Origin of the sequence: Rhodococcus sp. RCBS9, assembly GCF_029457415.1 — a bacterium.
In the GTDB taxonomy this organism is placed as follows: Bacteria; Actinomycetota; Actinomycetes; order Mycobacteriales; family Mycobacteriaceae; genus Rhodococcus_F; species Rhodococcus_F qingshengii.
On record NZ_CP120422.1, the window covers coordinates 306,851 to 330,257 of the forward strand.

At 60.8% G+C, this 23,407-nt stretch carries 19 protein-coding genes and 3 rRNA genes; 4 read left to right on the top strand and 18 right to left on the bottom strand.

The features are described 5' to 3' along the window. The first annotated feature begins 3 nt into the window (after positions 1 to 3). Entirely contained in the window at positions 4 to 1,062 is a 1,059-nt protein-coding gene (locus P0M12_RS01535; RefSeq protein WP_007733248.1) for a hypothetical protein, read from the top strand. Positions 1,063 to 1,069: 7 nt separating this feature from the next. Here the strand turns inward: P0M12_RS01535 and P0M12_RS01540 are convergent, their stop codons facing one another. Continuing rightward, positions 1,070 to 1,414, bottom strand: a complete 345-nt coding sequence (locus tag P0M12_RS01540) for an ATP/GTP-binding protein (protein ID WP_081305424.1) — start codon at positions 1,412 to 1,414, stop codon at positions 1,070 to 1,072. A 19-nt stretch (positions 1,415 to 1,433) separates the two neighbouring features. Continuing rightward, positions 1,434 to 2,108, bottom strand: a complete 675-nt coding sequence (nucS, locus tag P0M12_RS01545) for an endonuclease NucS (protein WP_007733244.1) — start codon at positions 2,106 to 2,108, stop codon at positions 1,434 to 1,436. Positions 2,109 to 2,150: 42 nt separating this feature from the next. Between nucS and P0M12_RS01550 the strand changes: the two genes are divergently transcribed. Next, positions 2,151 to 3,743 carry an adenylate/guanylate cyclase domain-containing protein gene (locus P0M12_RS01550; RefSeq protein ID WP_193595174.1) on the top strand — a complete coding sequence of 531 codons (1,593 nt, stop codon included), beginning with the start codon at positions 2,151 to 2,153 and terminating at the stop codon, positions 3,741 to 3,743. Positions 3,744 to 3,884: 141 nt separating this feature from the next. Then, positions 3,885 to 4,511 carry a dihydrofolate reductase family protein gene (locus P0M12_RS01555; RefSeq protein ID WP_192713748.1) on the top strand — a complete coding sequence of 209 codons (627 nt, stop codon included), beginning with the start codon at positions 3,885 to 3,887 and terminating at the stop codon, positions 4,509 to 4,511. A gap of 282 nt (positions 4,512 to 4,793) precedes the next feature. Here the strand turns inward: P0M12_RS01555 and rrf are convergent. The 4 genes from rrf to murA form a co-directional block, all read right to left on the bottom strand. Then, positions 4,794 to 4,910: ribosomal RNA gene (gene rrf / locus P0M12_RS01560) — 5S ribosomal RNA — on the bottom strand. Positions 4,911 to 5,063: 153 nt separating this feature from the next. Next, positions 5,064 to 8,198: ribosomal RNA gene (locus tag P0M12_RS01565) — 23S ribosomal RNA — on the bottom strand. Positions 8,199 to 8,526: 328 nt separating this feature from the next. After that, positions 8,527 to 10,044: ribosomal RNA gene (locus P0M12_RS01570) — 16S ribosomal RNA — on the bottom strand. The 16S, 23S and 5S rRNA genes sit together here, the layout of an rRNA operon. Positions 10,045 to 10,624: 580 nt before the next feature. Further along, positions 10,625 to 11,884, bottom strand: coding sequence for a UDP-N-acetylglucosamine 1-carboxyvinyltransferase (gene murA, locus P0M12_RS01575; protein WP_003941314.1), 1,260 nt, complete (start codon positions 11,882 to 11,884; stop codon positions 10,625 to 10,627). Positions 11,885 to 11,938: 54 nt separating this feature from the next. Between murA and P0M12_RS01580 the strand changes: the two genes are divergently transcribed. After that, entirely contained in the window at positions 11,939 to 12,511 is a 573-nt protein-coding gene (locus tag P0M12_RS01580) for a cob(I)yrinic acid a,c-diamide adenosyltransferase (protein ID WP_030537338.1), read from the top strand. A gap of 10 nt (positions 12,512 to 12,521) precedes the next feature. Here P0M12_RS01580 and P0M12_RS01585 read toward each other — a convergent pair whose 3' ends face one another. The 12 genes from P0M12_RS01585 to glyA all read right to left on the bottom strand — a co-directional run bounded on the left by P0M12_RS01585 (position 12,522) and on the right by glyA (position 23,406). After that, a complete protein-coding gene (locus tag P0M12_RS01585; RefSeq protein WP_029255703.1) occupies positions 12,522 to 12,944 on the bottom strand; it encodes a DUF2550 domain-containing protein in 423 nt (140 codons plus the stop codon). Positions 12,945 to 12,993: 49 nt separating this feature from the next. Further along, complete coding sequence (locus P0M12_RS01590; protein ID WP_003941287.1) at positions 12,994 to 13,362, bottom strand: F0F1 ATP synthase subunit epsilon; 369 nt, start codon at positions 13,360 to 13,362, stop codon at positions 12,994 to 12,996. A 6-nt stretch (positions 13,363 to 13,368) separates the two neighbouring features. Continuing rightward, a complete protein-coding gene (gene atpD, locus P0M12_RS01595; RefSeq protein ID WP_003941349.1) occupies positions 13,369 to 14,820 on the bottom strand; it encodes a F0F1 ATP synthase subunit beta in 1,452 nt (483 codons plus the stop codon). Between the two features lie 3 nt (positions 14,821 to 14,823). Beyond that, positions 14,824 to 15,807, bottom strand: coding sequence for a F0F1 ATP synthase subunit gamma (locus P0M12_RS01600; RefSeq protein ID WP_003941320.1), 984 nt, complete (start codon positions 15,805 to 15,807; stop codon positions 14,824 to 14,826). Between the two features lie 48 nt (positions 15,808 to 15,855). Beyond that, a complete protein-coding gene (atpA, locus tag P0M12_RS01605; RefSeq protein WP_007726218.1) occupies positions 15,856 to 17,499 on the bottom strand; it encodes a F0F1 ATP synthase subunit alpha in 1,644 nt (547 codons plus the stop codon). Positions 17,500 to 17,561: 62 nt separating this feature from the next. Then, the gene (locus P0M12_RS01610) at positions 17,562 to 18,386 is read right to left on the bottom strand and encodes a F0F1 ATP synthase subunit delta (RefSeq protein ID WP_003941304.1); all 825 of its coding nucleotides are present in this window, start codon (positions 18,384 to 18,386) and stop codon (positions 17,562 to 17,564) included. 5 nt (positions 18,387 to 18,391) lie between these two features. Then, positions 18,392 to 18,952, bottom strand: coding sequence for a F0F1 ATP synthase subunit B (locus tag P0M12_RS01615; RefSeq protein WP_003941337.1), 561 nt, complete (start codon positions 18,950 to 18,952; stop codon positions 18,392 to 18,394). A gap of 7 nt (positions 18,953 to 18,959) precedes the next feature. Next, a complete protein-coding gene (locus P0M12_RS01620; protein ID WP_003941327.1) occupies positions 18,960 to 19,202 on the bottom strand; it encodes an ATP synthase F0 subunit C in 243 nt (80 codons plus the stop codon). Between the two features lie 83 nt (positions 19,203 to 19,285). Next, positions 19,286 to 20,113, bottom strand: coding sequence for a F0F1 ATP synthase subunit A (gene atpB, locus P0M12_RS01625; protein ID WP_003941403.1), 828 nt, complete (start codon positions 20,111 to 20,113; stop codon positions 19,286 to 19,288). Positions 20,114 to 20,393: 280 nt separating this feature from the next. Next, on the bottom strand, positions 20,394 to 20,804 hold the full coding sequence (locus tag P0M12_RS01630) for a hypothetical protein (RefSeq protein WP_007726213.1): 411 nt from the start codon (positions 20,802 to 20,804) through the stop codon (positions 20,394 to 20,396). Positions 20,805 to 20,896: 92 nt separating this feature from the next. Next, entirely contained in the window at positions 20,897 to 22,084 is a 1,188-nt protein-coding gene (locus tag P0M12_RS01635) for an MraY family glycosyltransferase (protein WP_003941359.1), read from the bottom strand. Continuing rightward, positions 22,081 to 23,406 (bottom strand): serine hydroxymethyltransferase, encoded by a 1,326-nt coding sequence (gene glyA / locus P0M12_RS01640; RefSeq protein WP_277377391.1) that lies wholly within the window; start codon positions 23,404 to 23,406, stop codon positions 22,081 to 22,083. Before glyA ends, P0M12_RS01635 begins: the two co-directional genes overlap by 4 nt. Between the last annotated feature and the right edge of the window lies 1 nt (position 23,407).

The window sequence follows — 23,407 nt, forward strand, 5'->3', positions numbered from 1 at the left end:
GCCATGGCATACGAGCAGGACCGCGGTTCGATCCAACTTCCGTTCCAGATCGCACGGAAGGGATACGACCGCGACGAGGTACGTAACTACTTCGAGCGATTCGACGCGGAGCTGCGAGTTACCGCGGCTGATCGTGATGCAGCCGCTGCGCAGGCCCGTGACCTCGCCAAGCAGCTCGACGATGCACGCGACGACATCGACGACCTCCGCAAGGACGTAGACCGCCTCTCGGTACCGCCCACCACTGCGGAGGGCATGAGCGATCGCATCAGCCGCATGCTGCGCCTTGCCTCCGACGAGGCCTCGGAGGTGCGCGCGAAGGCCGAGGCCGACGCAGCCGAGATGACCTCCATCGCCGAACAGGACGGCGCTCGCCTACGTGGGCACTACGAGTCGCTGATCGCCGAACTCGAGGACCGTCGCAACGCGATGGAAACCATGCACGAGCAGACCATGGCGCAGGCCCGTACCGAAGCCGCCCGGATCGTCGAAGCCGCGCAGGCCGAGCGGGATCGACTGGCTGCCGAGTCCGAGGCCAAGCGCACTCAGATCCGCGAAGACTTCGACATCTCGATGTCGGAGCGCCGCGCCAAGGTCGTCGCCGCCGTCAACGAGCTGGAGTCGTCGAGCAAAGCAGAGGCCGAGCGTCGACTCGCCGATGCGTCGCACGAGGCTCAGCGCAGGCTGCAGGCCGCCACTGATCAGTCCGAGCGCAAGATCGCTCACGCGAAGGAACTCACCGAAGAACTGCGCGTTCTCCGAGGCCGAATCCTGGCTCAGCTCTTGGGCATTCGCGGACAACTCGATTCGGTTCCGGCCATGCTCGCATCGGTCAACCGGGAGAGCGAACTCCTCGATGCACCGCCCGCTCCGGTCATCGTCGAAGCCGAGGAAGATCTCGAGATCGAAGACAAGAAGGCCGACGCAGATAAGGTCGACGCAGATCCGGTCAAATCAGAACCGAGTATCGACGAAGACGACGTTCTCGAGGACTCGGACGAGACGAACACCGCCGAGATCGACACCCGCGCCGTCGAGCAGCGAGCCCAGTCCAGGAACTGATCGACGCTCAGGACCACCGTCTGGTCAGGCTGCGCGTACCGCGGCCTGACCAGCATCCGGTATGCCAGTGTCGACGCTCGTTCGCGCCGCCCGGTTCCGAAGGCCACGTCACCACGTGAGCGACGCCGGGTCTGATGTCGTGATCACAACCGGGGCATCGATAGAACTTCGTCGCGTTGGAGCCGGGTATCGGCCTCACCATGTACATTTCACCGCCCGGCCCGGGTTCCTGCCGGACCAGCGCTCCGCCGAACAACACGCCGCTTGGTGACGCCGACTCCGCGCTCGAATCCCGAGCACGCCGAGTATCCGTTCGACGGGTTTGCTTCGGCGAAGGTTTGCGGCGCGGCATGGTTCGAGTCTAAACAGCGTCAGAAGAGACGGAACTCGGTGCTTTCGGTGCCCCGCAAGGCCTCGTAGTCAAGGACCAGGCAACGGATCCCACGGTCGTTGGCCAAAGTCTTTGCCTGCGGCTTGATCTGTTGCGCTGCAAAAACTCCCGTGACCGGCGCGAGCAGCGGATCGCGGTTGAGCAATTCGAGGTAGCGCGTCAACTGCTCGACGCCGTCGATCTCGCCGCGACGCTTGATCTCCACCGCCACCGATGCACCGTCCGCGTCACGGACCAGAAGATCGACCGGCCCGATGGCCGTCATGTACTCACGCCGCACCAACGTGTAGCCGGGGCCGAGTGTCTCGACATGCTCCGCCAGAAGTTCTTGAAGGTGTGCCTCGACACCGTCCTTGATCAATCCCGGATCGAGGCCGAGTTCATACGACGAATCGTGCTCGACCTCTTCGAGAGTGATCCGCAGTTCCTCGCCCGCCTTGTTGGTGACGACCCACAGGATGTCGTCGCCGTCCCCGGTGGTCTCGACCAACCAGCACGGCGGACTCATCCAGTTGAGCGGCTTGTACGCCCGATCGTCGGCATGGATACTGACCGAGCCGTCGGCTTTGACCAACAGCAGTCGTCTTGCGGTAGGGAGGTGGGAGGTCAGGCGTCCCACATAGTCGACACGGCAACGAGCAATAACTAGGCGCACCGGACCACCCTAAGCGATCATTACGACTACTCTCGACACACTATGCAGCGAAGCCGTGTCCCGAGTGCGCCCCTGGGGTCGTGGCTGCTCGGATCCACCGACGAAAGCCCCAGGCGCCGCCGAATCCGCGTCCAGGCACTACTCACCGCCCCCCTCCTGGTCACAAACCTGATCGGAGCGGTACTGGCGATCGTGCTCATCGGATTCGTGGTTCCCGGACCCGCGATCATCCACCCCGAATTCGCATGGATCAACTTCGTTGCCGTGCCCGTCTTCATCGGGTGTGTCTTTCTCATCGGACTGCTGTGGGGCACCAAACGGCTGATGCGGGATCTTCGATGGGCCACCGAGGATCACCCACCGACAGAGCAGAATCAACGCGCGGCGCTGCGCGGGCCGTGGCGACTGACCCGAGTGCAAGCCGTCCTGTGGACGGCCGCGCTCATCACCTTCACGACCATGTACGGAATCGTCGACCCCGATACCATTCCGAAAGTTCTGTTCACCGTAGCTTTCAGCGGTATCACCACGTGCGCTTTCTGCTACCTGCTCAGCGAGTTCGCACTCCGCCCGATTGCTGCGCGTGCACTCGAATCCGGAGCACCCCGCAAGGCTGCCGTTCTCGGACTGACCGGCCGGACAATCCTCGTCTGGCTGCTCGGAAGCGGAGTCCCCGTCACCGGCTTGATGCTCGTGGCGGTCTTCAGCTTCATCCGGCCTGCATCGTGGCAAGCCCTCGCGATCGCCATCCTCGTCATTGGCGGAATCACCCTGTGCGTCGGACTCGGGCTGACATACATCAACATTCGGTCCGCCGCGGCCCCCATTCGGTCCGTGCGACGAGGAATGGAACAAGTCACCCGTGGCGACCTCACCGCGTCCGTCGTCGTGTACGACGGAACGGAACTGGGACTACTGCAGGCCGGCTTCAATCGCATGGCCGAGGGTCTGCGCGAGCGAGAGCGGATACGCGACCTCTTCGGGCGCCACGTCGGACACGAGGTTGCCGCAAACGCGGTTCGCCGAAACCCGGAACTCGGCGGTGAAGAACGTGACGTTGCCGTTCTCTTCGTCGACGTCATCGGATCGACCACGATCGCGGCCACCAACTCCCCTACGGCTGTGGTCGCTCTACTCAACCGTTTCTTCGACGTCATCGTCGACGAGGTCGACGCACACGGCGGATTCGTCAACAAGTTCGAGGGCGACGCAGCGCTGGCGATCTTCGGAGCGCCGACGACACTCGACGATCACGCCGGCAGCGCACTCGCCGCTGCCCGCAAGATTCAGCAGCGCCTGCGTGCCGAGGTTCCGGAAGTGAGCGCGGGAATCGGCGTCGCCGCAGGTGTTGCCGTAGCCGGGAACGTCGGTGCGCGAGAGAGATTCGAGTACACCGTCATCGGTGATCCCGTCAACGAAGCGGCGCGACTGTCCGAGGTCGCCAAGACGGTTCCGGGTAACGTCGCCGCATCCGGTCGGGCTGTGGCTGCCGCTGACAGCGCCGAGGCTGCACAGTGGTCGATCACCGAGAACATCACCCTTCGCGGCCGCCTCGAACAGACCGAGCTCGCGATTCCGTGCGACGCTCTGGAGTCCGAGACCAGCCCGTCAGACTCCGTGCCCGTGCAGCCCTGACCCCACCTCCCCCCTGAGCGAACGGCACGTTCGGTCGATCCAAGGCGATCAACGCCACGTTCGCTCGATGACTTTCCCGCTTCTCGACGGTCTATATCGGCACAGCGGAAATCCGACGACGCCTGGGAGATGGGTACGACTATGAAACTGACGACCTTTACCATCGTCACTCTCGACGGAGTGATGCAAGGACTCGGTGGGCCGGACGAAGATCGCCGTGGCGGATTCGAGCGGGGCGGCTGGTCCGCGCCATTGGTGGACACCGAAGCCATGGACTATCTCGTCCAGGTCTACCAGCGAGCTGACGCGTTCCTGTTCGGGCGACACACGTACGAGATCTTCGCCGGCTATTGGGGCGCGTTCGAGAATCCCGACGTCAACCCCATTGCAAGCGCCCTGAATTCGCGGCCCAAGTATCTTGCCTCGACAACGGTCACCGATCCGCAATGGAAGAACACCACGGCCCTTTCAGGTGACACCGCCACAGCTCTCGGCGCACTGAAAGCCAGACCCGGCGGTGAGCTTCAGGTGCACGGCAGTGGCAACCTGTGCCGCTGGCTTCTCGCGAACGATCTGGTCGACGAGATGATCCTGCTGATCGTTCCGGTGGTGGTAGGCCAGGGCACGCGACTGTTTCCCGACTCCGGACCGGACATCGCACTCGAGCTGGCCGAATCGCGAGCCACATCAAAGGGCGTGACGATTCAGAGGTATCTGCCGGCTGGCCGGCCGAAGTATGCGACTGCCACCGCCGACGGCATCGACTGATCCGGGCAAAGCGCCTGTCGTCCTCAGTCGTGTTCCCGCCCCTGATGGTGTGAACGTACCGTTCCCCTCGCCTAAGAGGGTGAGCGTGTCGTTCACTCGACGCGGGGTGCTCCCCCTTCGATCGTGTGAACGGTACGTTCGGTCGATCTGAGGCGACGAAAGTGCTGTTCGCTCGAAGTCGGGGGTGCCGGCGGGGGTGCTTTCGGGTGTTGGCGGGGTGGGGTGTTTTGGGTACGAGAAAGCCCCCCAACCAGTACTGGTTGGGGGGCTTCTCTAATGTGTGTTCGGCGGTGTCCTACTCTCCCACACCCTGTCGAGTGCAGTACCATCGGCGCTGAAGGGCTTAGCTTCCGGGTTCGGAATGGGACCGGGCGTTTCCCCTTCGCTATGACCGCCGTAACTCTATGAAACTGTCACAGTAACCTTCTTCTGATCACCTGGTTTCACCACCCGTCAACACCAGTTTCTGGTGTTGGGGGATGGAGAAAACAGGGTTTCTCATCAGTATCTGTGTGTTGTTTCAGATACCGCACAGTGGACGCGTAGCTTCTTTGTGGTAAGTCCTCGGCCTATTAGTACCAGTCACCTGCATGCATTACTGCACTTCCAGTTCTGGCCTATCAACCCGGTGGTCTGCCGGGGGCCTTACCCCCTCGAGGGGGTGAGAAACCTCATCTTGGAACAGGCTTCCCGCTTAGATGCTTTCAGCGGTTATCCCTTCCGAACGTAGCTAACCAGCGGTGCTCCTGGCGGAACAACTGGCACACCAGAGGTTCGTCCGTCCCGGTCCTCTCGTACTAGGGACAGCCTTCCTCAAGTTTCTAACGCGCGCGGCGGATAGAGACCGAACTGTCTCACGACGTTCTAAACCCAGCTCGCGTGCCGCTTTAATGGGCGAACAGCCCAACCCTTGGGACCTACTCCAGCCCCAGGATGCGACGAGCCGACATCGAGGTGCCAAACCATCCCGTCGATATGGACTCTTGGGGAAGATCAGCCTGTTATCCCCGGGGTACCTTTTATCCGTTGAGCGACACCGCTTCCACTTGCCGGTGCCGGATCACTAGTCCCGACTTTCGTCCCTGCTCGACCTGTCAGTCTCACAGTCAAGCTCCCTTGTGCACTTGCACTCGACACCTGATTGCCAACCAGGCTGAGGGAACCTTTGGGCGCCTCCGTTACATTTTGGGAGGCAACCGCCCCAGTTAAACTACCCACCAGGCACTGTCCCTGAACCAGATCATGGTCCGAGGTTAGAGGTCCAATTCGATCAGAGTGGTATTTCAACAACGACTCCACGATAACTGGCGTCACCGCTTCACAGTCTCCCACCTATCCTACACAAACCGAACCGAACACCAATACCAAGCTGTAGTGAAGGTCCCGGGGTCTTTTCGTCCTGCCGCGCGTAACGAGCATCTTTACTCGTAATGCAATTTCGCCGAGTCTACGGTTGAGACAGCTGAGAAGTCGTTACGCCATTCGTGCAGGTCGGAACTTACCCGACAAGGAATTTCGCTACCTTAGGATGGTTATAGTTACCACCGCCGTTTACTGGGGCTTAAATTCTCAGCTTCGCTCCCGAAGGAACTAACCGGTCCTCTTAACCTTCCAGCACCGGGCAGGCGTCAGTCCGTATACATCGTCTTACGACTTCGCACGGACCTGTGTTTTTAGTAAACAGTCGCTTCTCACTGGTCTCTGCGGCCCCACCCAGCTCAGACAGTAAATGTCGTCACCAGACAGGGCCCCCCTTCTCCCGAAGTTACGGGGGCATTTTGCCGAGTTCCTTAACCATAGTTATCTCGATCGCCTTAGTATTCTCTACCTGACCACCTGTGTCGGTTTGGGGTACGGGCCGTGTGAAAGCTCGCTAGAGGCTTTTCTCGGCAGCATAGGATCACTGAATTCGCCTCAATCGGCTACGCATCACGTCTCAGGCTTGTGTGCGACCCGGATTTGCCTAGGTCACGCCCTACACGCTTACACCAGTATTACCACTGACTGGCTCAGCTACCTTCCTGCGTCACCCCATCGCTTGGCTACTACCAGATCAGGTCCCATGCATCCACCAACTCGAGACCCGAAGGTCTTCTCGTGGCTTCAGGATGGTTAGTATCACTGATTCACCATGGGCGCGTTCACACGGGTACGGGAATATCAACCCGTTGTCCATCGGCTACGCCTGTCGGCCTCGTCTTAGGTCCCGACTCACCCTGGGCGGATTAACCTGGCCCAGGAACCCTTGGTCATTCGGCGGACGAGTTTCTCACTCGTCTTTCGCTACTCATGCCTGCATTCTCACTCGTGTGGCCTCCACGGCTAGGTCACCCTGCCGCTTCCATGGCCACACGACGCTCCCCTACCCATCCACACACCTGCCCAACACTCCGCAGAGTGAAGGGGGCTATTGCGTGAATGCCGCAGCTTCGGTGGTGTACTTGAGCCCCGCTACATTGTCGGCGCAGGATCACTTGACCAGTGAGCTATTACGCACTCTTTCAAGGGTGGCTGCTTCTAAGCCAACCTCCTGGTTGTCTTCGCGACCCCACATCCTTTTCCACTTAGTACACGCTTAGGGACCTTAGCTGGCGATCTGGGCTGTTTCCCTCTCGACTACGAACCTTATCGCCCGCAGTCTCACTGCCGCGCTCTCACTCACCGGCATTCGGAGTTTGGCTGATTTCGGTAAGCTTGTGGGCCCCCTAGACCATCCAGTAGCTCTACCTCCGGTGAGAAACACGCGACGCTGCACCTAAATGCATTTCGGGGAGAACCAGCTATCACGGAGTTTGATTGGCCTTTCACCCCTACCCACAACTCATCCCCTCAGTTTTCAACCTAAGTGGGTTCGGTCCTCCACGACGTCTTACCGTCGCTTCAACCTGGCCATGGGTAGATCACTCCGCTTCGGGTCTAGAGCATGCCACTACGATCGCCCTATTCGGACTCGCTTTCGCTACGGCTACCCCACACGGGTTAACCTCGCGACATGCCACTAACTCGCAGGCTCATTCTTCAAAAGGCACGCCATCACCCCCAGCAGTAAACTGCTCGAAGGCTCTGACGGATTGTAAGCGCACGGTTTCAGGTACTATTTCACTCCCCTCCCGGGGTACTTTTCACCTTTCCCTCACGGTACTAGTCCGCTATCGGTCACCAGGGAGTATTCAGGCTTATCGGGTGGTCCCGACAGATTCACACCAGATTTCACGGGCCCGGTGCTACTTGGGTTTCCATTACAACAGTCACAAAGTTTTCGTGTACGGGATTCTCACCCTCTACGACAGGCCGTTCCAGACCACTTCCACTAACCCTGTGATTTCTTACTGTTGGCCAACACGGCAGTATTGACAAAATGAACCCCACAACCCCACGAATGCAACACCTGCCGGCTATCACACACCCATGGTTTAGCCTCTTCCGCTTTCGCTCGCCACTACTCACGGAATCACGGTTGTTTTCTCTTCCTGTGGGTACTGAGATGTTTCACTTCCCCACGTTCCCTCCACACGCCCTATATATTCAGGCGCGGGTAACACGACATCACTCGTGCTGGGTTTCCCCATTCGGACATCCTCGGATCACAGCTCGGTTGACAGCTCCCCGAGGCTTATCGCAGCCTCCTACGTCCTTCATCGGCTCCTGGTGCCAAGGCATCCACCGTACGCTCTTCATTACTTACAACAAAGATGCTCGCGTCCACTGTGCAGTTCTCAAACAACACACAACACTCAGGCTCCAAGCAGACACCAACAAGAAAAAATTCTTGCGGTATGACCGCGCCTGAACATTGTCGTTACTTCCTAGAGAGGAAACACTCGCGTGTTCTCTCAGGACCCAACAGTATGCCGATATAATTTGTTCTCCCACCAGCACTGAGGCCGGCAGTAACGAAAACGAATGCTTGTCAGCGTCCACCCATGAGCAACCACCGTTCCACATACGGGAACGAAATGGCCTCTGCTTTCCTCAACCACACCTGTGTGCAGCGAGCGAAAGAGATGCTCCTTAGAAAGGAGGTGATCCAGCCGCACCTTCCGGTACGGCTACCTTGTTACGACTTCGTCCCAATCGCCGATCCCACCTTCGACGGCTCCCTCCCACAAGGGGTTAAGCCACCGGCTTCGGGTGTTACCGACTTTCATGACGTGACGGGCGGTGTGTACAAGGCCCGGGAACGTATTCACCGCAGCGTTGCTGATCTGCGATTACTAGCGACTCCGACTTCACGGGGTCGAGTTGCAGACCCCGATCCGAACTGAGACCAGCTTTAAGGGATTCGCTCCACCTCACGGTCTCGCAGCCCTCTGTACTGGCCATTGTAGCATGTGTGAAGCCCTGGACATAAGGGGCATGATGACTTGACGTCGTCCCCACCTTCCTCCGAGTTGACCCCGGCAGTCTCTTACGAGTCCCCACCATAACGTGCTGGCAACATAAGATAGGGGTTGCGCTCGTTGCGGGACTTAACCCAACATCTCACGACACGAGCTGACGACAGCCATGCACCACCTGTATACCGACCACAAGGGGGGCCACATCTCTGCAGCTTTCCGGTATATGTCAAACCCAGGTAAGGTTCTTCGCGTTGCATCGAATTAATCCACATGCTCCGCCGCTTGTGCGGGCCCCCGTCAATTCCTTTGAGTTTTAGCCTTGCGGCCGTACTCCCCAGGCGGGGCGCTTAATGCGTTAGCTACGGCACGGATTCCGTGGAAGGAACCCACACCTAGCGCCCACCGTTTACGGCGTGGACTACCAGGGTATCTAATCCTGTTCGCTACCCACGCTTTCGTTCCTCAGCGTCAGTTACTGCCCAGAGACCCGCCTTCGCCACCGGTGTTCCTCCTGATATCTGCGCATTTCACCGCTACACCAGGAATTCCAGTCTCCCCTGCAGTACTCAAGTCTGCCCGTATCGCCTGCAAGCCAGCAGTTGAGCTGCTGGTTTTCACAAACGACGCGACAAACCGCCTACGAACTCTTTACGCCCAGTAATTCCGGACAACGCTTGCACCCTACGTATTACCGCGGCTGCTGGCACGTAGTTAGCCGGTGCTTCTTCTGCAGGTACCGTCACTTGCGCTTCGTCCCTGCTGAAAGAGGTTTACAACCCGAAGGCCGTCATCCCTCACGCGGCGTCGCTGCATCAGGCTTTCGCCCATTGTGCAATATTCCCCACTGCTGCCTCCCGTAGGAGTCTGGGCCGTGTCTCAGTCCCAGTGTGGCCGGTCACCCTCTCAGGTCGGCTACCCGTCGTCGCCTTGGTAGGCCATTACCCCACCAACAAGCTGATAGGCCGCGGGCCCATCCTGCACCGATAAATCTTTCCACCACCCACCATGCGATAGGAGGTCATATCCGGTATTAGACCCAGTTTCCCAGGCTTATCCCGAAGTGCAGGGCAGATCACCCACGTGTTACTCACCCGTTCGCCGCTCGTGTACCCCGAAAGGCCTTACCGCTCGACTTGCATGTGTTAAGCACGCCGCCAGCGTTCGTCCTGAGCCAGGATCAAACTCTCCGTTGAAGACTCTAGATTTCGCGGGCAAGCCCACTAATCAGTCATAGACAAAAAGAGTCAAATCACTAGCAAAAAACTCAACTAGCAAAAAATGTGTCGGCAACCATTCAGACGGAAGAATGAACAATCACCGACGAAAAATACTCACACCACACACAAACCAACCAAACCCCAAGAGGCGGTTGATCATTCGCGGATGTGAAGTACCAAAAAAATTTTGGCACTGACATTCATCGACACACTGTTGAGTTCTCAAAGAACACGCGCACACCATCACTACGACCCTATGGCCGCCGCTCCGGGGCAACTTTCCCAGCCTATCCCAACCTGGCCACCGGCGCAAACCGGAACCCCGTGAAGAAAAACTGGATTGTGTTCGCCAGGCACTTCGTACAACCTCGTGTCACTCGCCGTAAAGGCGGGAGTCGGTGTCCGTGTCGCTCTGACTTGGAATAAGTTACGCGAACCTTCAATCAATTCACAAATCGCCTGGTCACTACAGCGATTGGCCGGCTAAGGCCAGGTCAGACTGTTGCGCCTATCTGCCAATCGCGAATAGACCCGAGTGTGACGCCGAGCACCGAACCTATTCGGAGCCCACCCGCTCGATCACTCCCCCAAGTCCACGGAGATTCTCGACGAATCGCGGGTACCCACGGTCGATGTGGAAGATGTCGTGAACTTCGGTGGTTCCGTCCGCAACCAACCCCGCAAGCACGAGCCCGGCGCCGGCCCGAATGTCCGAAGACCACACCGGTGCACTCGACAACACCGGAACTCCGCGGATCACCGCATGGTGACCGTCAGTACGAGCGTCGGCGCCGAGTCGGATCATTTCCTCGACAAATCGGAAACGCGATTCGAATACGTTCTCGGTGATCATCGACGTGCCTTCGGCAACCGCAGCCAAACCGATTGCCATCGGCTGCAGGTCGGTCGGGAATCCGGGGTACGGCAATGTTGCGAAATTGACCGCTTTAGGCCGTTCACGCTGAATGACGCGGAAACCGTCAACCTCGGGAGTCACCTCCGCGCCGGCCGTCCGAAGCTTGTCGAGGACCAGTCCGAGATGCTTGTGGTTCACCCCACGAACGCGGACGTCACCCCTGGTCATGGATGCCGCGACACCCCACGTTGCAGCGACGATCCGATCGCCGATGACACGGTGCGTAGTCGGTTCCAACTTGCGGACGCCTTGAATGGTGAGCGTCGAACTTCCGCCGCCAGATACCTTGGCGCCCATCTCGTTGAGCATGTTGCACAGATCCACGATCTCGGGCTCACGTGCAGCGTTGTCGATCACTGTCTCACCACGGGCGAGGACCGCTGCCATCAAGATGTTCTCGGTTGCACCCACAGACGGGAAGACCAGGCGGATGTTCGCTCCATGCAGGTCGTCTGCCTCGGCCACTACACATCCGTGTTCGATCTCGCTGCGCGCACCCAACAGGCGGAGCCCGGATTGGTGCATGTCGAGGGGCCTCGAACCGATGGCGTCACCGCCAGGCAAGGCAACAACAGCGCGTCTACAACGCGCGACCAGCGGACCGAGAACACACACTGACGCTCGGAACTGTTTCACCGCATCGAAGTCAGCGTGATACTTCGGCTCGGCCGGCGTCGTGATCCGCACTTCGGAATCTTCGAGTTCGACTTCGCAGCCCAGACCTCGCAGAACGTCCGCCATCAGCGGTACGTCGAGAATGTCCGGGCAGTTGGTCACGACAGTGGTGCCTTCGGCCAACAGCGCCGCGGCCATCAGCTTCAGCACACTGTTCTTGGCCCCTCCCACCAGTACTTCACCTTCGAGGCGGTTACCCCCGGTCACAAGAAAGTGCTCACTCACGGTTCACAGCCTAGAGCCACAACCTCGTCGGCACCGCGCCGGTACCGTAGCCCTATGTCTGTTCACCTGACGAAGATCTACACCCGGACCGGCGACGACGGGACCACGGGCCTCAGCGATTTTTCCCGCGTGTCCAAGAACGATCCGCGTCTGATCGCCTACGCGGATTGCGACGAGACCAATGCAGCGATCGGTGTGGCCGTTGCCCTCGGCACTCCCCCGGAGAATCTCCTCGCAATGCTGCGCCAGATCCAGAACGACCTTTTCGACGCAGGGGCCGACTTGTCCACCCCCGTGGTCGAGAACCCGAAGTACCCGCCGCTACGAGTGACTCAGTCCTACATCGATCGACTCGAAGGATGGTGCGATGAACTCAATGAGCAACTGGCACCGTTGAATTCGTTCATTCTGCCGGGCGGAACCGCCTTGGGAGCCCTGCTTCACGTAGCAAGAACCGTCTCGCGGCGTGCTGAGCGTGCGGCTTGGTCCGCCATCAATGCGAACCCGGAGGACACGAGCGTGCTCCCCGCGAAATACCTCAACAGATTGTCGGATCTGCTCTTCATCATGGGAAGAGTGGCAAATCCTGAAGGCGATGTGCTCTGGAAGCCCGGCGCCGGGGCTTGAGCGGGACCGGTCAGGCGGTGCGTCGCCTACGGGCGCGCCCGTCCGGCCGCGATTCCACCCAGGACAGGAACGCTGTCAATGCTCCACTGTCCAAAGCGATTTCGTAGGCCGACGAGCCGTCATTGACCTTGACCACGACGATGTCGTCGCTCATGATGTCGAATTCGGTACCCGAGGGAGAACGACGGCTCTCGACCTCGATACCTTGACGATCGATCCTGGAGTCCGGGCCCGGCCGCAGACTCGACAGTTTGAAAAAGACAAAGGTGCTTTCGCCGTAGCGAATGATTCCGTGACGCCACCCGCTGTCCCCCGGAGATGGCAGAACACGAAGCAGTGCAGCGGTACCGCCGCGACGCAGAACCAGCAGACGATACAGAAAAGCCGCGACGAGAACCGCGAGCAGCACAACCAGAATGATCAACACAGTCATTCCGAATGTCACTGTTCGTCGGCTCCCGTCGCGGCTTTACTCGAGTAACTTACGCGCGCTCGACGGCCCGGAGCTGACCCTTGGCGACCGCAATCGCTTCGAGGTCGCCCGAGTTCTCGGCCAAGACAGCCTTGGCTGCCTCGACGTCGATGTCCTGTGCCATGTCCGCGGACTCGGCAAGGATCGTCACCGTCGTCGCAGTGACGGAGAGAAATCCTCCGTGTACCGCAGCAACGATACGCTCGCCGTCGACCGAGGTGATCGACACGGTTCCGCCCTCGATCAGCTGGCCGAGGACCGGCTCATGCCCAGGCATGATTCCGATTTCACCCTCGGTGGTCTGAGCGCTGACCAGCGTCGCCGAACCAGACCACAAGCGCTGCTCGACGGCAACGAGTTCTACGGTCATCTCAGCCATCGTGGACTACTTCCCGGCCATCTTCTTGGCTGCAGCCTCGACGTCGTCGAGTCCACCGCAGCTGTTGAATGCCTGCTCGGGCAGGTGATCGAACTCGCCCTTGCAGACGCGGTCGAAGGCTTCGATCGTGTCGCGGAGCGGCACGACGGAGCCGGGCTCACCGGTGAACTTCTCGGCAACGATGAAGTTCTGGCCGAGGAACTTCTGGATACGACGGGCGCGGCCGACGAGGACCTTGTCCTCTTCCTGAAGCTCGTCCATACCGAGGATGGCGATGATGTCCTGCAGTTCCTTGTACTTCTGCAGGATGCGCTTGACCTCGTTGGCAACGCGGAAGTGCTCGGCACCGACGATGCCGGGCTCCAGGATGCGGGAGGTCGAGCTCAGCGGATCCACAGCGGGGTAGATACCCATCTGCGAAATCGGGCGCGAAAGCTCGGTGGTGGCATCGAGGTGCGCGAACGTCGTAGCCGGCGCGGGGTCGGTGTAGTCGTCGGCGGGCACGTAAATAGCCTGCAGCGAGGTGATCGAGCGACCGCGAGTCGAGGTGATGCGCTCCTGGAGCTCACCCATCTCGTCCGCCAGCGTGGGCTGGTAGCCCACTGCCGAAGGCATACGGCCGAGGAGGGTGGAAACCTCGGAGCCTGCCTGCGTGAAGCGGAAGATGTTGTCGATGAACAGCAGAACGTCCTGGCCCTGGACGTCGCGGAAGTACTCCGCCATCGTCAGTGCGGACAGGGCGACGCGCATACGCGTTCCGGGCGGCTCGTCCATCTGGCCGAAGACAAGGGCGGTGTCCTGGAGGACGCCCATCTCTTCCATTTCCAGGTGGAGGTCGGTGCCCTCACGGGTACGCTCACCGACGCCTGCGAACACCGAGGTGCCCGAGAACTCGCGAGCGATACGCGTGATCATTTCCTGGATCAGAACGGTCTTGCCGACGCCGGCGCCACCGAACAGGCCGATCTTTCCACCCTTGACGTACGGGGTGAGAAGGTCGATGACCTTGATGCCGGTCTCGAGGATCTCGGTCTTACCTTCGAGCTGATCGAAGGCTGGTGGCTTGCGGTGGATGCCCCACTGCTCGCCGTCGCGGCCGAGGCCGGGGGTGTCGAGGCAATCGCCCAGGGCGTTGAACACGTGGCCCTTGACGACGTCACCGACGGGAACCGAGATCGGCTTGCCCGAGTCGGTCACTGCAGTGCCGCGGACGAGGCCGTCGGTGGGCTGCATGGAGACGGTGCGGACCAGGTTGTCACCGAGGTGCTGTGCAACCTCGAGCGTCAGCGTCTTGGCGACCGAGGGAAGCGTGATCTCGGCGTTCAGGGCGTTGAACAGTTCAGGAACAGCGCCACGCGGGAATTCAACGTCCACGACGGGACCGATGACCCGCACGACGCGGCCGGCTACGGCCGAAGCCGAACCTGCCCCGTTGTTTTCGGTTACTGCTGCGGTCATGTGCTAGTCACTTCCTGCGCTCGAGGCGAGCGCGTTGGCGCCGCCGACGATCTCGCTGATTTCCTGGGTGATCTGGGCCTGGCGAGCCTGGTTGGCCTGACGGCTCAACGTGTTCACCAGTTCGTTTGCGTTGTCCGTCGCGGCCTTCATGGCAGTACGACGGGCTGCCGACTCCGATGCCGCAGCATCGAGAAGCGACGAGAAGATACGAGTGCTGACGTACTTCGGGAGAAGAGCGCCGAGAAGCTTCTCGGGCTCGGGCTCGAAGCTGAAGTCCGCGACGGGGCCATTGTCATGGTCGTCGTCGTGGCCGTTGGTCAGCATGTCGTCACCGAGTTCGATGCGCTCTTCCGACACGAAGACCTCGAGAGGAGCCATACGGCGAACCTCGGGAGTCTGCGTCAGCATCGACACGAAGCGGGTGTAGACGATATGGAGTTCGTCGACGCCCTCGATCGTGCCTTCACCGTTCGGAGCGGCAACCTGGTTACCCGAACCAGCCATGAACAGCTCCACCAGGTGGCGGCTGGCCTTCGCGGCATCCGAGTAACCCGGATCCTGCGAGAAGCCCGTCCACGCAGCACCGATGTCGCGGCCGCGGAACGTGTAGTAGCCGAGCCCCTTGGAACCGAGCACGTACACGACCGGCTCCTTGCCCTCGCTGCGGAGGAGAGCCATGAGCTCTTCTGCCTGCTTGAGGACGTTGGAGTTGTAGCCACCACACATGCCGCGGTCACTGGTGACAACGAGGACCGCTGCCCGCTTGGGCTCCGGACGCTCGTTGAGCAACGGGTGATCGAGCGAAGCAGACGCACTCGCCAATTCGGTGAGTACCTTCGTGATCTCCTCGGCATACGGCTTGGACGCGGCGACGCGAATCTGAGCCTTGGTGATACGCGAAGTCGCGATCAGTTCCTGTGCCTTGGTGATCTTCTTGGTCGAGTTGACCGACTTGATACGAGACCGCAATTCGAGAATGCTCGCCATCGATCAATCACTCTCCCTTCGGAATTCGCAGTGTCATGGGCGCGTACGTCACTTGCTGACGGTCTTGCGCTTGACGTTGATCTGCTCGTTCGCGACCTCGTCGGCGCCCAAAGCGTCAGCCTCGGCTTCGTTCACGACCCGGCTTCCGTCGGATGCGATGAAGCCTTCCTTGAACTTGTTCGTCGCGGCGATCAGCTCAGCAGCGTTGTCGGCATCGAGTGCCTTACCGCCGTTGATGCTGGAGTAGACGCCAGCAGCCGAGTGCTTGAGGTCTTCGAGCAGTTCCTTCTCGAAGCGACGGACGTCGCCGATCGGAACGCTGTCGAAGATGCCTTCGCCGGCCAGGTAGATCGAGACGATCTGGTCCTCGACGGGGATCGGGCTGTACTGATCCTGCTTGAGCAGCTCGACCAGACGGGCGCCGCGCTCGAGCTGAGCCTTGGAGGCAGCGTCGAGGTCGGAAGCGAAGGCGGAGAACGCTTCGAGCTCACGGAACTGAGCCAGTTCCAGACGCAGCGAACCGGAAACCTTCTTCATGCCCTTGGTCTGTGCAGCGCCACCGACGCGGGAGACCGAGATACCGACGTTGATCGCGGGGCGAACGCCCTTGTTGAACAGGTCGGACTCGAGGAACACCTGACCGTCGGTGATGGAGATGACGTTGGTCGGGATGTAAGCCGAGACGTCGTTCGCCTTGGTCTCGATGATCGGCAGAGCCGTCAGCGAGCCACCGCCGAGTGCGTCGGACAGCTTCGCCGAACGCTCCAGCAGACGGGAGTGCAAGTAGAAGACGTCACCGGGGTAAGCCTCGCGTCCCGGCGGGCGACGCAGCAGCAGCGAGATGGCGCGGTACGCCTCTGCCTGCTTGGTCAGGTCGTCGAACACGACCAGAACGTGCTTGCCCTGGTACATCCAGTGCTGGCCGATGGCCGAGCCGGTGTACGGTGCGAGCCACTTGAAGCCTGCGGAATCAGATGCCGGAGCAGCAACGATGGTGGTGTATTCCATCGCGCCCTTCTCCTCGAGGGCAGCCTTGACGCCCGCGATGGTGGAACCCTTCTGACCGATGGCAACGTAGATGCAGCGCACCTGCTTGTTGACATCGCCGGAATCCCAGTTGGCCTTCTGGTTCAGGATGGCGTCGATGCAGACCGCGGTCTTGCCGGTCTTGCGGTCGCCGATGATGAGCTGGCGCTGGCCGCGGCCGATCGGAGTCATGGCGTCGATAGCCTTGATACCGGTCTGGAGCGGCTCTTCGACCGGCTGGCGCTCGAGCACCGAAGCGGCCTGGAGCTCGAGTGCACGGTTCTCGGTGCTCTCGATCTCGCCGAGGCCGTCGATGGGCGCACCCAGCGGGTCGATGACGCGGCCGAGGAAAGCATCGCCGACGGGAACCGACAGAACGTCGCCCGTGCGCTTTACTTCCTGGCCTTCTTGAATGTTCTGGTAATCGCCAAGGATGACGGCACCGATTTCGGTGGCATCCAGGTTGAGCGCGACGCCGACGATTCCACCGGGGAACTCCAACAGCTCGTTGGACATAGCCGAAGGCAGGCCAGAGACGTGCGCAATGCCGTCACTGGTGTCGGTCACTGTGCCGACCTCCTCACGGGAGGCCTCCGGGGAGTAGCTCGCGGTGTAGTTGTCGATCGCGCTACGGATCTCGTCGGAGGAGATCGTCAGCTCCGCCATGTTTTTCCTGCTCTCGGTGTCTGGTCTTCGAAAAGATCTGGAGTATGTGTTCGGCTGAAGGACTACTTGAGGTTCTTCCGCAGTGCTGCGAGTCGACCCGCTGCGCTGCCGTCGATAACCTCGTCGCCCACCCGGACGACCAAGCCGCTGAGGAGTTCTGGATCGACCTCGACGTGCACTGCTACCGGCTTCCCGTAGGTGCGGGTAAGAGTGCTCGCCAAGCGATCCGACTGCTCCGAGCTCAACGCCGAGGCGCTGCGAACGTGAGCAACGGTGGTATCGCGCTGCGCTGCGGCAAGATTCGACAGCTGATCGAAAGTGTCTGCGGGTGCAGACTTCAACCGGCCGACAGCCTGTCCGGCGAGTGCCTCGGTGACCGCGGTGACCTTGCCGTAGAGCAAGCGGGAGAGGAACTCACGCTTGCGGGCTGCGGGAACCGACAGATCCGAGAGCGTCTGCTCCAGGCTGGGATCCCCTGCCACGATGCGACCGAGACGGAAGAGCTCGTCCTCAACGGTGTCCAACTGGCTCTGATCGGCTGCGGCGCGGAGCAGAGCTTCGCGTCCGAGCAGTTCGAGCGAGTTGACCAAGTCGCGGGCCGCAGACCAGTCCTGGCCTGCAGCTGCCTTCACGGTGGCGAGCGCCTCGGCGCCGACCTTTCCGGAGAACAACTGCTCTGCCAAAGCCTGGCGACCAGCGGCCGGTGCCGAAGCGTCAGCCAGCGCGCTGCGAAGAGCGCGCTGGCCGTCGAGTACCTCGACCACCGAGAAGAGCTCGGACCCAGCCTGAGCAGAAGCAGCAGTTGCGGCTCCTGCAGAGACGGCGCCCAGGGCACTGCTCAGCGCAGAACGAGTCTGCGCCAAGGCTTCACGGCTCGCTGCGTACATGTTGCTCACTTCCTGGCTGAATCAGCGCTGACGGTGTCGAGCTCGTTGAGGAAACGATCAACCGTTCCGGCGCGCTTCACGTCGTCGGCGAGGGACTCCCCGATGACCTTCTCGGCCAGGTCTACAGCGGTCTTGCCGAGATCCGAGCGGAGCTCAGCGACAATCTGCTGACGCTGGGCGACGAGCTGGCTGTGGCCTGCGGCCACGATGCGGTCGCTCTCGTCCTGCGCCTGAACCTTCATGTCAGCGATGATCTGCTGACCCTGGGTACGCGCTTCCTCACGGATCTGCGCTGCCTCGGTACGAGCTTCGGCGAGCTGCGCGCGGTACTGCTCGAGCGCTGCTGCTGCCTCCGCCTGTGCGTCTTCGGCTTTCTTGATGCCGCCCTCGATCTGCTCGGTGCGTTCGGCCAAGACCTTCTGGAACTTCGGAAGAACGAGCTTCCAGAAGACGAAACCAACTACTACGAGCGCGACCGCGGACCACACGATGTCGTATGTCTCGGGGATGAGGGGATTGTGTTCAGTCGTCCCCTCCGCCGCGAGAATTGCGATGGTGGCTGCCATGTCGGTCTTAGAAGATGAAGCCGGCGACGAGGCCGATCAGCGCGAGGGCCTCGGTGAATGCAATACCGAGGAACATGGTGGTACGAACCTGGCCGGCCATCTCGGGCTGGCGGACCATGCCTTCGATTGCCTTGCCCACAACGATGCCCACGCCGATGCCGGGGCCGATTGCTGCGAGGCCGTAGCCGATGGCTCCGTAGCCGCGCGACTTGGTCTCGACAACTTCCTGAGCGAGGTAAGCGATGCTCATGGTGTTCCATTCCCTTTCTGTTGACCTCCGCCGGATTCGGCAAGAGGCTCAGTTCTTGGTGTAGCTGGTGAGGAGGTAAAAGGTCAGTGCTCGTCGGCGTGGAGCGCCAGATCGATGTACACCGCGGTCAGCAGCGCGAACACGTAAGCCTGCAGGAAGATGACCAGCAGCTCGAAGAACGTGAATGCGATACCGGCAATGATCGACGGAACACCGAAGATCGCCTGGAATCCGCCGGACACGAAGAAGAAGTAGTTCGTCGCGCTGAAGAACAGCACCAGCAGGATGTGGCCGGCCAACATGTTGGCCATGAGACGAACCATCAGCGTGAACGGGCGCAGGATGAAGGTCGAGATGAACTCGATGGGCACCAACAGGAAGTGCAGGGGCAGCGGGACGCCGGGAACGACGATGCTGCTCTTGACGTACTTGAAGAAGCCGTACTTCTTGATTCCCACGTAGTTGAACACGATGTAGGCGAGCGCTGCGAGTACCAGCGGCATACCGATTCGTGCGTTCGGCGAGATGTTCAGGAAGGGAATGACGCTGGCCAGGTTGCTGGCGACCACGATGAAGAAGATCGTCGTGATGACCGGCAGGAAGCGCTTGCCCTGTTCCTTGCCCAGGATCTCCTCGGCGATGTTGATACGAACGAAGTCGAGCGCGAGCTCAGCTGCGTTCTGCAGTCCACGGGGAACCAGTCGAGGGCTGCGCATTGCGATCACGAAGAAGGCTGCGACCAGCACCGACATCAGCAGACGAATCAGCATCAGACGGTCGAGCTCGAAGGGGCCCGCGTGAATCAACACGGAGGGCGGGAAAAAATCGTCTAGTGACGGCGCATGGAATTCATCCGCGGCCAGGGTGGTGACGCTCAGCGTTCTCTCCCGTAGTCGGTCCGCAGCCATCATTGACTGCGGTTCGATCGGACATTGACGATCTACAAGTCGACAAGTTCGACTCGCGCATTCGTCAGCAGCTGGAGAACCCTAGAGGGGCCTGGCGTCTGTCGGTGTCGGCGACTCTCGTCGACTCAGTGGTCAGAATTTCGACCACCTGCGAGCACATGGCATCGTCGGCTGAGTGTTACTCGGCCCACCATTGCTCTCGCTTGAACCGAACCTTATCAAGTCATCTACGACATTGTGTAGATGGGGTACCTGGAAGTCCGATTAGTTACCTCTTGTAGTACTACTCGTCGTCGTCGACGTTGCTGCTGGGAGCGGGATCGACGTACGGAGTTTTGGTTCCCAGGACGCCGTAAGTCTCCGCACCGAGCACCACGACCAGCGACATGATGATGACCAGGACGAGGGCGGTCTTGTTGTAGAAATCCATGTCCGAGAGGACAAAGAGAACCACCATCGCGAGAATCATCTTCAGCAGCCAGGTACCGAGCAGAACGGCACCGGCCGTGAGCGCAGGCAGCTTCGCTGTGAGCAGCACGCCCAACGCCGTGAACAAGATGAACCCGCCGCCGACGGCTGCGCCGATCAGAGCGCCGTAGACGCCTTCCTTACCGGCGAAGAGCCCGCCCAGGAGCGCGCCGACCACGGCCAGCGCGATCAGCCCCATCACACCCCACTTCACGGCCGACTTCATGGAGGCGGTCGAATCAGGGATGGGTTGCGAGGCAGGTACAGGCTGCGGCGTGTTCGTCACGATGCCCAAGGGTAATGGATCGGAAAACTTGGCTAGCGACGCTGCTGCTTGCGATCGATCAGCGAAGGCACCGCAGTGAAGAACAACGCAAGAACCAAACCGGCCGCGACGAGTACAACAACCAGCTGACGATTGAGCAGCGAGGATCCGACGGCACCGAACGCCAGGACGCTGACCCACAGGTAGATGACCAGCACAACTCGTCGGTGCGTGTGTCCGATCTGCAAGAGGCGATGATGCAGGTGCATCTTGTCCGGACTGAACGGACTGACGCCCGCTTTCGTCCGGCGGATCACGGCCAGGAGCATGTCCAGCATCGGGATGAACATCACAGCCCCGACCAGCAACAACGGCGCGAGGAGGCCGACGAGGTCGCGGGTTCCGTAGGCAGTGAGCGGAATACGACCGGATGCACTGGTGGAGATCGCGGCCAGCATGAGACCGATCAACATCGACCCGGAATCGCCCATGAAAATGCGCGCTGGATTGAAGTTGTGTGGCAGAAAACCGAGACAAGCGCCTGCCAAAGCCGCCGCGATCATCGCCGGCGGGTAGACACTCGCGTCGCCGCCCTGATCGTGGAGAAGACCGATCGAGAAGATGAGGATGGCGAGCGCCGCAATCAGACCCAACCCGGCGGCCAATCCGTCGAGACCGTCGACAAAATTCATGGCGTTGATGGTCGCGACGGCAACAGCAACGGTGAACAGTCCGGATTGAATCTGATCGAGGATGATGGTGGACCCACCGTCACCGCCGAACGGGTTGTAGATGATGAACCAGCTGACGCCCATCACCACGAGAACGCCGGCAGCAGTCACCTGACCGACAAATTTGGTGAGGGCGTCGAGGCCCCACCTGTCGTCGATCACACCCACGAGGACGATGACGGCGCCAGCTACGAGCGCAGCGTGTACGTCAGGACTGCCGAAGCCGAAACCTCTTGTGAGCGCGGGTAATTGCTGCGCGAACAGCAGACCGACAGCCATGCCGACATACATTCCGACGCCACCGAGACGGGGAATCGGCTCGACGTGAACGTCCCGATCACGAGGAATCGCGACAGCGCCGAACCTCAGCGCCAACAACCGGACTGCGCCAGTCGCCAGGTAGGTCACCACCGCCGCCGTACACAGCACGAGCAAAAGTTCACGGATGGGAACACCCGCTCCCCCGCCACCCTGTGCCAGATACGTGGTCGCCTCGTAGGAAGTGATCACTGCTCGAGATCACCCGTCTGGCGGGCATAGGCAGGCTTTGCCCGGACCAGTTCGCGAACGCCTTCGGCAACTGCTGCCAACTCGGCCTCTCCTGACGTGGTGGCGGGGTCCGCGACAACTGCGCGCGCGATCAACTCCCCCACCACTCTCATGTCGGAGCGGTTGAAACCCTGGGTCGTGACGGCCGCGGATCCGACGCGGATTCCGGACGTGACGGCGGGCGACTGCGGATCGAACGGAATCGCGTTCTTGTTGAGCGTGATCGAAGCCAGTCCGCACCTACGCTCGGCGTCGACGCCGGTGACACCGCTTGCGCGCAGGTCGAGAAGCGCCAGATGTGTGTCGGTTCCACCGGACACGGTGCGCAGACCGCGAGCTTCCAACGACAGCGCGAGCGCCGATGCGTTGGCAACCACTTCCTGTGCATACCAACGATATTCCGGCGTCGACGCCTCTTTGAACGCAACCGCTTTCCCGGCGATCGCATGCATCATCGGGCCGCCTTGAATGAAGGGGAACACCGCGCGATCTACAGCCGAGGCATGCTCGCTGCGGCACAGGATCATTCCGCCGCGCGGGCCTCTGAGGACTTTGTGCGTCGTCGCGGAGACGACGTCGGCGTACGGAACGCACGAAGGTATCGCCCGGCCTGCCACGAGTCCGATGAAGTGGGCGGCGTCGACCCACAGGATCGCACCGACCTCGTCTGCGATCGAGCGGAAGGCTGCGAAGTCGATGGTGCGGGAGTACGCGGTCGCGCCGGCGACGATGATTTTCGGCTTGTGCGCCAGAGCCAGGGTGCGAACCTCGTCGTAGTCGATCAATTCGGTGGCCGAATCGACGTGATAGGGAACGGTGGTGAACCACTGCCCAGAAAAGCTGACGCGAGACCCGTGAGTCAGATGCCCACCGTGCGGCAGACTCATCGCCAATACGGTGTCGCCGGGCTTGGCGAATGCGGCGTACACCGCGAGATTCGCAGTGGCCCCCGAATGCGGTTGGACGTTGACGTGCTCGGCGCCGAACAGCGCCTTTGCCCGATCGATCGCCAGATTCTCGGCTACGTCGACGTACTCGCACCCGCCGTAGTAACGCCGACCCGGATAGCCCTCGGCGTACTTGTTGCTCAGGGTCGAACCCAAGGCAGCCAGTACGGCAGGGCTGGTGAAGTTCTCGCTCGCGATGAGTTGAAGTCCGTCGCGCTGACGCTCGAGTTCGGTCAGCGCAACAGCCGCGATCTCGGGGTCTGCCGTGGCAAGCTCACCGAAATCCGGTCCCCAATACGTGGATTCCCCCGCGCGCTCGCCGCCGGCGCCGACCATC

Coding starts and splice junctions, on each gene's coding strand:
- P0M12_RS01610 (WP_003941304.1), bottom strand. CDS start 18,386: ATGTACGCAGCGAGCCGTGAAGCCTTGGCGCAGACTCGTTCTGCGCTG.
- glyA (WP_277377391.1), bottom strand. CDS start 23,406: ATGGTCGGCGCCGGCGGCGAGCGCGCGGGGGAATCCACGTATTGGGGA.
- P0M12_RS01630 (WP_007726213.1), bottom strand. CDS start 20,804: ATGAAGTCGGCCGTGAAGTGGGGTGTGATGGGGCTGATCGCGCTGGCC.
- P0M12_RS01580 (WP_030537338.1), top strand. CDS start 11,939: ATGTCTGTTCACCTGACGAAGATCTACACCCGGACCGGCGACGACGGG.
- P0M12_RS01540 (WP_081305424.1), bottom strand. CDS start 1,414: ATGCCGCGCCGCAAACCTTCGCCGAAGCAAACCCGTCGAACGGATACT.
- P0M12_RS01555 (WP_192713748.1), top strand. CDS start 3,885: ATGAAACTGACGACCTTTACCATCGTCACTCTCGACGGAGTGATGCAA.
- P0M12_RS01590 (WP_003941287.1), bottom strand. CDS start 13,362: ATGGCTGAGATGACCGTAGAACTCGTTGCCGTCGAGCAGCGCTTGTGG.
- P0M12_RS01535 (WP_007733248.1), top strand. CDS start 4: ATGGCATACGAGCAGGACCGCGGTTCGATCCAACTTCCGTTCCAGATC.
- atpB (WP_003941403.1), bottom strand. CDS start 20,113: ATGATGGCTGCGGACCGACTACGGGAGAGAACGCTGAGCGTCACCACC.
- P0M12_RS01615 (WP_003941337.1), bottom strand. CDS start 18,952: ATGGCAGCCACCATCGCAATTCTCGCGGCGGAGGGGACGACTGAACAC.
- atpA (WP_007726218.1), bottom strand. CDS start 17,499: ATGGCGGAGCTGACGATCTCCTCCGACGAGATCCGTAGCGCGATCGAC.
- P0M12_RS01550 (WP_193595174.1), top strand. CDS start 2,151: ATGCAGCGAAGCCGTGTCCCGAGTGCGCCCCTGGGGTCGTGGCTGCTC.
- P0M12_RS01620 (WP_003941327.1), bottom strand. CDS start 19,202: ATGAGCATCGCTTACCTCGCTCAGGAAGTTGTCGAGACCAAGTCGCGC.
- P0M12_RS01585 (WP_029255703.1), bottom strand. CDS start 12,944: ATGACTGTGTTGATCATTCTGGTTGTGCTGCTCGCGGTTCTCGTCGCG.
- P0M12_RS01600 (WP_003941320.1), bottom strand. CDS start 15,807: ATGGCGAGCATTCTCGAATTGCGGTCTCGTATCAAGTCGGTCAACTCG.
- atpD (WP_003941349.1), bottom strand. CDS start 14,820: ATGACCGCAGCAGTAACCGAAAACAACGGGGCAGGTTCGGCTTCGGCC.